General features: G+C 34.9%; 11 protein-coding genes. 3 read left to right on the top strand and 8 right to left on the bottom strand.

What is annotated here, in order from left to right; translation table 11 throughout:
- Positions 1-359: 359 nt before the first annotated feature.
- Positions 360-1,190, bottom strand: coding sequence for a DUF6929 family protein (locus tag ACQY29_RS05185; protein WP_428224182.1), 831 nt, complete (start codon positions 1,188-1,190; stop codon positions 360-362).
- Between the two features lie 102 nt (positions 1,191-1,292).
- Here ACQY29_RS05185 and ACQY29_RS05190 point away from each other — a divergent pair, with 102 nt between their 5' ends.
- Positions 1,293-2,168, top strand: coding sequence for a PPK2 family polyphosphate kinase (locus tag ACQY29_RS05190; RefSeq protein ID WP_428224183.1), 876 nt, complete (start codon positions 1,293-1,295; stop codon positions 2,166-2,168).
- Positions 2,169-2,270: 102 nt separating this feature from the next.
- Here the strand turns inward: ACQY29_RS05190 and ACQY29_RS05195 are convergent, their stop codons facing one another.
- The 7 genes from ACQY29_RS05195 to ACQY29_RS05225 form a co-directional block, all read right to left on the bottom strand.
- Positions 2,271-3,053 carry a DUF3050 domain-containing protein gene (locus tag ACQY29_RS05195; RefSeq protein ID WP_428224184.1) on the bottom strand — a complete coding sequence of 261 codons (783 nt, stop codon included), beginning with the start codon at positions 3,051-3,053 and terminating at the stop codon, positions 2,271-2,273.
- Between the two features lie 78 nt (positions 3,054-3,131).
- Positions 3,132-4,310, bottom strand: coding sequence for an acyl-CoA dehydrogenase family protein (locus tag ACQY29_RS05200; protein ID WP_428224185.1), 1,179 nt, complete (start codon positions 4,308-4,310; stop codon positions 3,132-3,134).
- Positions 4,311-4,414: 104 nt separating this feature from the next.
- Positions 4,415-6,280 (bottom strand): M1 family metallopeptidase, encoded by a 1,866-nt coding sequence (locus ACQY29_RS05205; RefSeq protein WP_428224186.1) that lies wholly within the window; start codon positions 6,278-6,280, stop codon positions 4,415-4,417.
- Positions 6,281-6,344: 64 nt separating this feature from the next.
- Positions 6,345-7,955 carry a S8 family peptidase gene (locus ACQY29_RS05210; RefSeq protein WP_428224187.1) on the bottom strand — a complete coding sequence of 537 codons (1,611 nt, stop codon included), beginning with the start codon at positions 7,953-7,955 and terminating at the stop codon, positions 6,345-6,347.
- 60 nt (positions 7,956-8,015) lie between these two features.
- Positions 8,016-8,876, bottom strand: a complete 861-nt coding sequence (locus ACQY29_RS05215; RefSeq protein WP_428224188.1) for an MBL fold metallo-hydrolase — start codon at positions 8,874-8,876, stop codon at positions 8,016-8,018.
- A 54-nt stretch (positions 8,877-8,930) separates the two neighbouring features.
- The gene (locus tag ACQY29_RS05220; protein ID WP_428224189.1) at positions 8,931-10,010 is read right to left on the bottom strand and encodes a M48 family metallopeptidase; all 1,080 of its coding nucleotides are present in this window, start codon (positions 10,008-10,010) and stop codon (positions 8,931-8,933) included.
- A 2-nt stretch (positions 10,011-10,012) separates the two neighbouring features.
- Complete coding sequence (locus tag ACQY29_RS05225) at positions 10,013-10,969, bottom strand: YjgN family protein (protein ID WP_428224190.1); 957 nt, start codon at positions 10,967-10,969, stop codon at positions 10,013-10,015.
- 158 nt (positions 10,970-11,127) lie between these two features.
- Between ACQY29_RS05225 and ACQY29_RS05230 the strand changes: the two genes are divergently transcribed.
- Both ACQY29_RS05230 and ACQY29_RS05235 read left to right on the top strand, forming a co-directional pair.
- The gene (locus ACQY29_RS05230) at positions 11,128-11,457 is read left to right on the top strand and encodes a HesB/IscA family protein (RefSeq protein WP_428224191.1); all 330 of its coding nucleotides are present in this window, start codon (positions 11,128-11,130) and stop codon (positions 11,455-11,457) included.
- Between the two features lie 36 nt (positions 11,458-11,493).
- Positions 11,494-11,868 (top strand): four helix bundle protein, encoded by a 375-nt coding sequence (locus ACQY29_RS05235; protein WP_428224192.1) that lies wholly within the window; start codon positions 11,494-11,496, stop codon positions 11,866-11,868.
- Positions 11,869-11,891 lie beyond the last annotated feature (23 nt).

An 11,891-nucleotide genomic window follows, 5' to 3' on the forward strand; every position in this document is an offset into this window, starting at 1 on the left:
TTTTCTACAGGCTTCTATGAGTTGTTCGTCTATCACGATTATGGTCTTTATAACTAAAGAGGAGTTTTTTCGTAAAAAGGTTGGAAGGAGGGTGAAAAATTTAGTGTTCAGTTTTTAGTAATCAGTATTCAGTGTTCAGTTGTCAGTTATCAGTGTTCAGTTGTCAGTGTTCAGTGTTCAGTATCCAAGCTTTATTGAATATTTACTCATAACCCATAACTCATAACTCATAACTCATAACTCATAACCCATAACTCATAACTCATAATTCATAATTCATAACTCATAATTCATAACTCATAACTCATAACTTATAACGCATAACTGATAACCCATAACTCATAACTCATAACTCTTCACTAATCATCAAGCTTCTTCGAGACTTTCAATTTATAAATTTTAGCATTGCTATCATCGGTGTCATTATCTTCACATAATAAAAATTCTAAATTATTTTCAGAGGAATGAAATAATGTAAGTCCTTCAAATTTGTGAGTGCCTGAAATTTGTAGGGTGTTTTCAAGTTGGAGTGTTTTGGGGTTTAGCGTGCCTATAATGCTTCCTAAAACTTCTCCATCGTGGTAGGTTGAGGTCGTATCTTCCGCCGAAGCTAAAAAATAGATGGTATCCTGAACCAAAATAGCATCAGTAAAGGTAGTGGCGACATTTTTTATTTTGGGGAGGGTAACCGTTGTGAAGTCAGTTATTGTGTCTTCGTCTGAAATACGAATGATACCATTTTTGCCTTCATTTCCATTGCCTCTTTGAAAAAGTAAAAGATTTTTACCAAAATAGAGGGCACCTTCTATATTTAGTTCATCGGAATCGAGCTTGCATTGGCTTTTAATAGTTTGGTATAAAGCGCTTAAATCTTTAGTTTTAATCTCTTTTGATTTTAAATGAAAGGAAACTGTTTGACAACGTTTGTCTGTGGAACCAGAACCAAATAATAGGAGTTTGTTGCCTTTTTGGGTAATGGCTTCAAAGTCTGGTTTTTCTTTTTTTGGAATATTATCTTGAGCTTGCGGGGTGAGTGCAATTTTGTTTAGCGTTTCGCTTTTTTGATGGTATTCGTACAAATAAGTGCTATTGTCGGAAATCAAATACAAATGGTCGTTGTAAGAAAGAATACCGCTGGCAGAACCAATACCTTTAAGTGTTAAGAATACAAATAATTCAAATTTTTCCATACATTTACTTTTAAGCAAAATGGGCATACAAACACAAAAAGAATTAACTTTTTGGTGTTCCTATTTTTGTGTTGATTTTATAAACAAATATACTTGAAAACGATGACTACTTTTAATTCAGAAGATTATAAAATTACCAAACCTTTTCGATTGGCTGATTATCCTACTGAAGTTGAAACTTCCTTAAAAGATAAAGAAAAAGAAAAATTGCTTGATGAGGTTCAAGAGCCATTGAGTACTTGGCAAGATGTATTGTATGCTCACAATAAATATGGGGTTTTGATTTGCTTACAAGGCATGGATACTTCGGGGAAAGATAGTTTGATTCGTGAGGTGTTTAAAGAATTCAATCCGCGTGGGGTAGTGGTTCATAGTTTCAAAACGCCCAATAGTACAGAATTGGAACACGATTATTTATGGCGTCATTATTTAGCATTGCCCGAAAAAGGTAAGTTTGCCGTATTTAATCGTACGCATTATGAAAACGTGTTGGTCACTCGAGTGCATCCTGAGTATATTTTGAATGAAAATTTACCTAACATTACCCATGTTGAAGATATTACTCCTGAATTTTGGGAAAATCGAATGGAGCAAATCAATAATTTTGAAAAACATATCACGCAAAATGGAACTATAGTCTTAAAGTTTTATTTCCATATGAGCAAGGAAGAACAGCGCAAACGCTTGTTGCGTCGTTTAGAGGAGCCAGAACATCATTGGAAGTTTTCGCCAGGCGATTTAAAAGAACGTGAGCGTTGGGACGACTATATGAAATACTACGAAGAAGCAATTAATAAAACTTCAAAACCTCATGCACCTTGGTATATTATTCCAGCCGATGATAAAGAAATGGCGCGCTATATGGTAGGGAAAATTATTTGGGAGGAACTACAAAAATATACAGATATCAAAGAACCCGATTTAGATGAAAAAGTAAAAGCGAATTTTGAGGTGTATAGGAAGCAATTGGAAGAGTAAGGCTTAAACCATTTAAGGCATATAAGTTATATAAGTCTAATACAAAACTTAAATTTCTTATATGTCTTATATGGTTGAAAAAAAATCTCACAAAAGAATAAATTAAAAACTTAAAGTTTTTTCCGGTAATGTTGTTTTAATAGCATCCCATAATGCTATTCTTTTCTCTAAAGCTTCCATAGCTACTTTTTCCATTTCTTGCCATTTAATAGGATTGTTTTCAGCTAGTGAGGTAATCATTTGCATAGCCATAGGTCCGTGTTCGTCTGCATCTAGCTCTATATGACGTTCGAAATAGTATATCAGCTTTGAAAAGTCTTTTTCAGGGAATGCTTCTTTGAAATTGTTTAAAATGGCAGTAAACATACTTGGGATTAAATCTTCCCTACCAAATGTAAAGGCGCTTGCAATTTCATGAGCTTGACCTCTTTCTATTACTTTAAAGGTGAAAGTAAGGAATTCTTTCACTGCGTCAGCTATTGGGCTTTGATTGATACTTACAAAAATATTTTGTGTCTCATTAAGACTTTGGATTAAAGATTCTATAGCTGTCGTGGAAGCACCACAATCTTGCATGGCTTCTATATACATTTCATAGTGGCTCAATCGTTTTCCATCTAAGGTTAAATCCGATTCTTCTGCCAATACAATTTCGTTAATTAAATAACGCACTTCAGGGTTAATAGATGCTTTCCAAGGGGTAGTAGTGCAAGTAAGTTTTGTTTGTAATGCTTTTAATAACGACATAAAATCCCAAACCGCATAAACGTGATGTTCTAAGAATAAGTTTAGGGTTTCAGGAGTCGTGATTTGTGGGTATAAGGAATGGTTTAGTAAGACATCCTTTAGAGGTTGGATGTTTTTATGGATAGATTCGATACTCATTTTTTGAAAATTTATGCAAAAATAAAAATGCCCCTCCATGTAGAGAAGCATCTGTTATCAATTTTATTTATAATTCAATTATTTGAAAGCAGGGAAGCCAGTAACATCCATACCTGTAATTAATAAATGTATGTCGTGTGTTCCTTCATAAGTAACTACTGACTCTAAGTTCATCATGTGGCGCATGATTGAATATTCGCCAGTAATACCCATACCGCCTAGCATCTGTCGCGCATCGCGTGCTATAGTTAATGCCATATCCACATTGTTACGTTTTGCCATCGAAATTTGAGCTGATGTGGCGCGACCTTCATTGCGTAAAACACCTAATCTCCAAGTTAACAATTGTGCTTTTGTGATTTCGGTAATCATCTCGGCTAATTTTTTTTGTTGCAGTTGTGTGGCACCAATTGGTTTGTCAAATTGTATACGCTCTTTCGAATATCTCAAAGCAGTATCATAACAATCCATAGCAGCACCTATAGCACCCCAAGCAATGCCATAACGGGCAGAATCTAAGCAACCCAGTGGCGCTCCTAAACCTGACTTGTTAGGTAATAGGTTTTCTTTAGGCACTTTTACGTTATCAAAAATAAGTTCTCCAGTTGCTGATGCTCTTAGCGACCATTTATTATGTGTTTCAGGAGTCGTAAACCCTTCCATTCCTCTCTCCACAATCAGTCCGTGTATACGTCCTTCTTCATTCTTAGCCCAAACCACAGCAATTTGTGCAAAAGGAGCGTTTGAAATCCACATTTTAGCACCATTTAAAAGATAATGATCGCCCATGTCTTTGAAATGGGTTACCATTCCTCCTGGATTCGAACCATGATCAGGTTCCGTTAATCCAAAACAACCAATCCATTCACCAGTGGCTAGTTTGGGTAAATATTTTTTGCGTTGCTCTTCATTACCGTATTTCCAAATAGGATACATAACCAAAGAAGATTGTACAGAAGATGTAGAACGAATACCCGAGTCACCTCTTTCAATTTCTTGCATAATTAAACCATATGAAATTTGATCTAATCCTGCTCCGCCATATTCTTCTGGAATGTATGGACCAAAACCACCAATTTCTCCTAGTCCCTTGACAATTTGATGGGGAAATTCGGCACGTTGTGCATATTCTTCAATAATGGGTGATACTTCTTTTTTTACCCATGCACGCGTGGCATCACGTACAAGTTTATGTTCGTCAGTTAAAAGATCGTCTAATTGGTAATAATCTGGAGATTGAAATAAGTCTGGTTTCATTTTATGTTAGTTGGTTTTTTGTTACTACTTCAATATTAGCAAAATTAATTTAAGAACTAAATAAAATTATTGATAAATATCAGTATTGAGTTTTTAAATAGTGATTATTTTTTATAACTATTGTTCTCCTTATTAATATCCGCCATTAAGCCACTCGGGTTTAACTGAATGCTTTTAATAGAAGCTAATGCGGCAGGAATGTAGAATTCATAAGTAGGATAAGCCCAATCCCAAGCATCTAAATCGGTGCGTTTTAGATTGGTTGCATTTGGTTTTGACCAGCGCATATAGGTTTGCGGAATGTAGAATAATTCCTGACTACCATCTTCGTAGGTCACCAGAGCTTCCATAGGCATAGGAGTTCTTCCTAGGCGTTCTAAAGTTACTTTGGTTTTGTTTTCCTGGGCAGTAACTTCTTTGAAACCGTAATCAATGGTATTGGTTGTTTTTGTCCACTCCGTTAAGTACCAATCTAAATTTGCCCCTGAAATTTTCTCTGCGGTATGAATAATATCCGTAGGGGTTGGGTGTGTAAACTTATAATCGGTATAAAAACGCTTTAACGTTTTATGTAAATTCTCTTTTCCAATTAAATATTCTAGTTGGGTAAGAAAAAGATTTCCTTTGCTATAGGCTTGGATGCTATACGGACGGTTTTCGTCATAACGGTCGGCATGGGTGCCTTGCGGCTGTTCTTTTCCTGATTTTACTAAGGACAAATACCCTTTGTATGAATCTTCGTGAGGATTCTCTACTTTTTTATCAGCAATTTCGTTTAAACCGTAGTTTTCTAACCAAGTAGTGAAGCCTTCGTCCATCCAACTGTGTTTGCTCTCATTAGTAGCTAAAATATGTTGAAACCAAGAGTGTGCCATTTCGTGTGCTGTTACACCCACTAAACCTTCTTCAGTGCCTTCACCAAGAATTAGGGTACACATAGCGTATTCCATCCCCCCATCGCCTCCTTGAATGACAGAATATTGTTTGTAAGGATAATTACCAACAGTCTGATTGTAAATATCCATTAAACGAGAAGTTTTAGGCTGTAAATTCTTCCAATTTTGAATGAATTCAGGTTTGTTTTGGTAAATAAAATGTAAAGTTACCCCATCAGGTCGAACTAACTTATCATGCAAATACTCCTTATCTGCAGCCCAAGTAAAATCGTGAACTTTTGGTGCTACAAAATGCCATGTTAAGGTCTTTGCTTTTTTAGGATATACTACTTTAAAACCATTGTCCTCGTAGCCTTTTCCAATTTCGTTCCCATTTTGAAGATAGCCACTTGCTCCCAAAGTGTAATTTTTATCAATGGTAATTTTTACGTCAAAATTCCCCCAAACGCCATGAAATTCACGCGCAATATACGGGTCCGCTTGCCAACCATCTATGTCGTATTCGGCCATTTTAGGATACCACTGCGCCATGGATAATTCAATACCTTCTTTGTTATTGCGTCCACTTCTGCGAATTTGAACGGGCACTTGACCGTCAAAATCCATAGTTAAAGTGGTTGCTTTTTTTGGTAAAAGTGGTTGGGCTAAATCCACTTCTAAAATGGTGCTCACGCGTTTGCTTGTTACAGCCACACCATCTTGTTTTAAGTTGTTGACATACAAATAGCCAATCTCATTGGGTTTTAATGCGCTGATACGACTTTCTTTGACCTCTTTATCACCCACTTTGACTTTGTTGACCATACGCGCATCAGGATCCTTGATGGTTTTAAGTCTAGCGTCCATCGGGCTGTTAGGCTGAAAGGCATTGTTGTATAAGTGGATATACACACGTTTTAAAGTGTCTGGAGAATTATTTGTGTATACTAAGGTTTGTTTGCCTTTGTATTGATAATTCTTTACATCCATGTTGACTTCCATCTTGTAGTCCGCATGTTGTTGCCAATACCCAGGATTTGGATTGTTTTGACCCATACCTAGTAAAGGAAAAAGTAATACTAAATATTTTTTCATTCTGTTTTGAAATAAAAAGGAAGGGGAAATTTCCCCTTCCAAATATAGTAATTTTAACTAAGAGTTATTTTTTAGCTAATTTTTCTGCCATTTTTAAGGCGTTATATGCATTAACAATTTTAGCTGATTTTGAAATCTTATCAAAAGTTGTTGCTTCGCCCGCTTCCCCTGCTAATGTAAAAGTATTGGTCAAAGGTGTTCCTGAGTCCATAATAATGTGTTTTACTTGCGCAGCGGTTAGTGTTGGGTAACAAGCGCGGATTAAAGCGGCAACACCTGCCACATTAGGCGATGCCATTGAAGTACCTTGTAAATATTCGTATTTGTTATCTGGTACCGTTGCATAAATTTTTACGCCTGGTGCAAAAACGTCTACATTTTCTTTACCGTAGTTCGAGAAATTAGCCATTTGTTTTGAACCATATTCGTAATTTAATGCACCAATGGTTAATACATTGTCTGCAAATTCAGGGTTTTTACCATCAGCATCATTTGGGTAATTAGGTTTCACATCGATATTTTCAGCATCATTTCCTGCGGCATGTACAAATAAGACATCTTTAGCTGCCGCATATTTGATAGCATCATAAACCCATTCTTTGTTAGGAGAAAAGGCTTTACCAAAACTACCATTGATAACTTTTGCGCCATTATCAACAGCGTAACGAATAGCTAAAGCGATATCTTTATCGTATTCGTCTCCATTAGGAACGGCTCTTAATGCCATGATTTGCACGTAATCAGAAGCTACTCCGTCACCACCTTTACCGTTATTACGCGCTTGTGCAATAATACCCGCTACGTGAGTCCCGTGTTTTCCGCTTTCTTTTTTTGGACCAATTACGTTGGCGTTTCCATATTTTTTGTCGTTAAAGTCATACGGATTATCACCTACCACTTTACGACCGTTGAATTCGGTGTTTAGGTTATAGTTCAATTGGTCGTAAACATATTCTTTAAATTCGCCAATTTCCGAATCAAACTTAGCCTTGTCACCGCCCATGTTAGTTAAAACTTGAGTAATGATATTTTGAGACTGTAACAGACCTTGTTCGGTTGTTTTAATTGCTTTAACTTCTGCCAAGGTGTAATTGGTTTTCTTAAGATGTTCCGAAACCATTTTATCGGCATTCAAAATAGCATCTAGCTGTTGTTTGTTAGGTTCTATCTCTGCTTTTTTTTGAGTAACAATTGCTAATGCATTTTCATATTGCACAGAGCCATCATTTCCTTTTTTTACGATTCTTGTTGCTTCCAATTGTTCATTATCAGAATCACCTAAGAAATTCCAACCGTTGATATCATCAATATAGCCATTGTTGTCATCGTCTTTTTTATTACCTGGAATTTCTTTAGGGTTTTTCCAAACTGCAGCTTTTAAATCTTCATGTTCAATGTCAATTCCTGAATCGACCACGGCAACAATAATTTTATTTACTTTTTTTCCTTTCAGAATTTCAGCATAAGCTTTGTCTACACTCATGCCTGGAATGGTATCTTTGTCTAAATCGAGGTGACTCCAACGTTTTAAATCTTTTTCTGCTACGGGAGCCATTTTTAATGGGCGTTGGTCAATTTTTGCAGGGTCAACACTAACAAGTCCTTTTGGGGCACTGCAACTTGCAATCATCATACCGATGACACCTGTAAAAGTAATTTGTCTTAAAATTCTCATAAGTAAGTAATTAGGCTATAAATATCAGATTTATATTTAAAAATGATTAAGTATTTAACATTAGATTAATATATCAGCGCAGGTAAAAGTTTCTTTTAAGCGTACGCCTTTTTCTGTTTCTTCCACGGTAATGATTTGGTTGTGAGCGTCATGTTCTAGCCAAAGATAAAAGTTATTCTGAGCGGCAGTTCTCAAAAATTTTTCTTTTTCAGGTAAGGTCAATAACGGTCTGGTGTCATATCCCATCACATAAGGGAGTGGTATATGTCCCGCTGTAGGCAAAAGGTCGGCCATGAAAACAATGGTTTTCCCATTATAATTTATATGCGGAATCATTTGTTTTTCGGTATGGCCATCGGCATAAAAAATATCAAAACCTAATTCGGATGCAAATCCAAAATCACCCTTTGGTCGTTCGACGAATTTTAATTGTCCGCTTTCTTGCATGGGCAAAATGTTTTCTGAAAGAAATGAGGCTTTTTCGCGAGCATTGGGCTGTGTTGCCCATTCCCAATGGTTTTGATTGGTCCAAAACGTTGCATTTTTAAAAGCAACTTCATATCCTGTACGGTCTTTATTCCACACCACACTACCGCCACAATGGTCAAAATGCAAGTGGGTCATAAACACATCTGTAATATCGTCTTTATGAAATCCTAATTTTTGTAAAGAATTATCGAGTGAATGTTCGCCCCAAAGCGAATAATAACCGAAAAATTTCTCCGATTGTTTGTTACCCATACCCGTATCAATAAGGATTAAACGATTGCCTTCTTCTATTAGCATACAACGCGCGGCAAGCTCAATTTGATTGTTTACATCGGCAGGATTGGTTTTATTCCAGATGGATTTAGGGACCACCCCAAACATGGCGCCACCATCTAATTTGAAGTTTCCAGATTCTATAGCGTGAATTTTCATTTAGAAATAAATTTTATCTGGCTAAAATAAAAAAAAACCACTCATTGGGAGTGGTTAATCTTTTTTTAAATTTTGAAAAATACGAATTAGCTTTTCATTCTTTTCATATTCGATGTTAGATTTCGAAATCAATGTTTTCATGTTTTTTATTCGTTCTTTGGTCACAGGGTGAGAACTTAGAAATTCGGGTATGCTAATATCCATTTCTTTTTCTTCTTCTTGCAATCTCGAAAACAAATCAGTAATCCCCTTCGGATTTGCTTTGTTGGTTATCATAAAAGCGAGACCTTGTTCATCTGCTTCTTTTTCAAAGTTCCGTGAATAAGATAATGATTGTAGACTGTTAGCATGTTCGCCTATAACAGCCATAACACCATTTACATCACCCAAGATGGTAGAGATAAAAATGTATCCGGATAAATCACGACACATTAATTTCATGGAGTGCCTATTGTAAACATGTGCTGATTCATGACCTATTAAAGCAATTAATTCTTCATAGGATTTCATTTTATCTAGAATACCTGTGTAAATTACAATATTTCCATCGGGTAAGGCAAATGCATTTAAAATATCAGAGTCTACTATGGTGAAGTGTAGCGGTTTGTCTTTACGAAGTTTTAATTCTTTTGTAAAATCCTCTAGAAGAGCGGTTTTTTTACTTTCAACATGTTCCGTAAGCATAGCCTCTGCAAATGCAGTATTCCCAATTTCCTTGTCAAAACTATCAGGTAAAAGATAGACCGATTTTTCACCCACCCATGGTATTATGTAGATGTAGGTTAAAATAATTAATCCTAGAATTGCAAAAGCAATGGTTAAATGAATTTTAAAGCTTGAGTTAATTAATTTATCGTACCAAGATAATTGTTTGGTGTCAGATAGGTAACTTTTTAGTTGAGTCACAAAACGGGTATCTGAAATTTGCACCGTTTGCATTTCATCTGATTTCAATTGTAGAATGAGCAATTCGGCTCTGTGTACAAAATTGACTTCGGTTAAAGGCCAGTTTTTCCAGCCTAGATTCTCGATTTCAAAATAAAAAGAATTCTTTTTCTTGTCTAAAAAAAGTTCAGTTTGATGGGGTTTTGAGGAAACCCCATCAAAATAAACAGCATTGTTTTTTATAATCATCACTAGATAACTAAATCCATGTCTAACATATCCCCAAGGTCTTCACCAGTCGCATTTTTGTATTCTGCTTCTGTTTGTTGAATGTTTTTTAAATCTAGATTTCCTTCTAGTTCTATAGAAGAAAGTGCAAATTTCATAAGACGCATTTGTGCCCAAGCATAGCCAATACCTAAAGTAAACATAACGATTAAGTTGTTGATAAGCATAGTTACAAACAATTCTCCGCCTGTAATGTTTGTGTTGAAATTTAACTCTTCATTCCCTTTTCTCATTTTTAGGTTATTGATATAGTAGTGAAAAATGTCCTTTTGCCACCAAAAGCTGTAAATACCAAAAGTAACTAGGGTTAATAAGATACCTTTTAAATTAAGCATAAAATATTCTGTACCTTCACCTTCATAATCCATCTCAATACTACCTAAGCGTAAGTTCTTAACAATATACTTTCTTAGGTTAATAGTAAACCATGAACCATATAGACCAAGTGTAATTACGGTTAAAGCAGTCCATTTTAAAAAATTAACAATTAGTTCTTTTCTATCACCACGATACCCAAAACGAATACCTCTCCATGAAGTTCTAGACATTCTATATTTGTAAGTGCCATGAATTGCAACAGGAATTATGCAGAAAAGTGCTGCATATAAAAATAAAATACCAGCAGTTTTGTTAATACTCATTAAAGAAAAAGTGATGGCAAAAAGTGCGATGAAAATCCCCACTGCGGTTATAAAACCTTTAAACATTTCTTTTCCTGTACCGTGGAATTCAAAAGGTGAATTGTCGAGTGTGCTTTCTCCATAAAGGAATTTAAGTTTTTTCTCTTTAGCCCAAGGGTAATAAAAACCTAGAGTTATCGTGGTTAATAACCAATTAATGATAATGATTCCGAAAAAATTTTCCCCTTTTCCGTGAAAATCCATCAAATAACTTTTAGTTTCTTGTTTGTTAAGTTCCATAAAGTTTAATGTTTTGTATGTAATGTCACAAATAAACAAATTAAATGATCAAAATAAAAATATTTTATGACTCTATAGTTTTTTCAAAGTTTGGAGATTATGAAAAAGCGATTTTATGTTGTACCTTTGCAGTTAATTTAGACAAAATCAAAATAAAAATGATACAAGTTTCAGAATCAGCTAGTAAGAAAATCATCGAAATGATGAAGGATGACGGCTTTGATGCTTCTCAAGATTATGTACGCGTAGGGGTGAAAAGCGGTGGTTGTTCCGGATTGTCTTATGAATTAAAGTTTGATAAAGAAATCAGTGACAACGACAAAGTTTTTGAAGATAGTAATGTGAAAATTGCTGTGGAGAAGAAGTCATATCTTTATTTAATTGGGACTATCTTAGAGTATTCAGGTGGTTTAAATGGTAAAGGTTTTGTTTTTAATAATCCAAACGCGCAACGTACGTGTGGGTGTGGAGAAAGTTTTTCGTTGTAAAATTTAAAGATTGAAAAATTAAATAATTTAAAAAATATGGCAAAATCTTTTGAAGAATTTGAAGTGCATCAAAAGGGTGTTTTGCTTACTAAACAAATATTTAAATTATTGAATCAATCTTCGGTTGACAAAGAATATGGTTTTAAAGATCAATTAAAACGAGCAGTAATTTCTATAACTAATAATATTGCTGAAGGATCGGAATATAATAGCAATAAACAATTTATTAGATTTTTGAAAATTGCAAAAGGAAGTTGTGCTGAAGTTAGAAATATGTTAATCTTAGGGAGAGAATTAGATTTTTATTCCTTTGATGAAACTCAAGAAAGTATAATTTTGAGTATCGAAATTTCGCAAAATATTTCAAACTTCATTAAATACTTAAGTTCCAAATTAGAAATAAATAAGTGATTTGAAATTTGTTGATTTACCAA

The sequence above is a fragment of the Flavobacterium sp. genome, assembly GCF_965262375.1.
In the GTDB taxonomy this organism is placed as follows: Bacteria; Bacteroidota; Bacteroidia; order Flavobacteriales; family Flavobacteriaceae; genus Flavobacterium.

Excerpts from the sequence above, each read along its gene's own strand:
- ACQY29_RS05235 (WP_428224192.1), top strand. The coding sequence starts at position 11,494 with ATGGCAAAATCTTTTGAAGAATTTGAAGTGCATCAAAAGGGTGTTTTG.
- ACQY29_RS05225 (WP_428224190.1), bottom strand. The coding sequence starts at position 10,969 with ATGGAACTTAACAAACAAGAAACTAAAAGTTATTTGATGGATTTTCAC.
- ACQY29_RS05230 (WP_428224191.1), top strand. The coding sequence starts at position 11,128 with ATGATACAAGTTTCAGAATCAGCTAGTAAGAAAATCATCGAAATGATG.
- ACQY29_RS05210 (WP_428224187.1), bottom strand. The coding sequence starts at position 7,955 with ATGAGAATTTTAAGACAAATTACTTTTACAGGTGTCATCGGTATGATG.
- ACQY29_RS05215 (WP_428224188.1), bottom strand. The coding sequence starts at position 8,876 with ATGAAAATTCACGCTATAGAATCTGGAAACTTCAAATTAGATGGTGGC.
- ACQY29_RS05185 (WP_428224182.1), bottom strand. The coding sequence starts at position 1,190 with ATGGAAAAATTTGAATTATTTGTATTCTTAACACTTAAAGGTATTGGT.
- ACQY29_RS05195 (WP_428224184.1), bottom strand. The coding sequence starts at position 3,053 with ATGAGTATCGAATCTATCCATAAAAACATCCAACCTCTAAAGGATGTC.
- ACQY29_RS05200 (WP_428224185.1), bottom strand. The coding sequence starts at position 4,310 with ATGAAACCAGACTTATTTCAATCTCCAGATTATTACCAATTAGACGAT.
- ACQY29_RS05190 (WP_428224183.1), top strand. The coding sequence starts at position 1,293 with ATGACTACTTTTAATTCAGAAGATTATAAAATTACCAAACCTTTTCGA.
- ACQY29_RS05205 (WP_428224186.1), bottom strand. The coding sequence starts at position 6,280 with ATGAAAAAATATTTAGTATTACTTTTTCCTTTACTAGGTATGGGTCAA.
- ACQY29_RS05220 (WP_428224189.1), bottom strand. The coding sequence starts at position 10,010 with ATGATTATAAAAAACAATGCTGTTTATTTTGATGGGGTTTCCTCAAAA.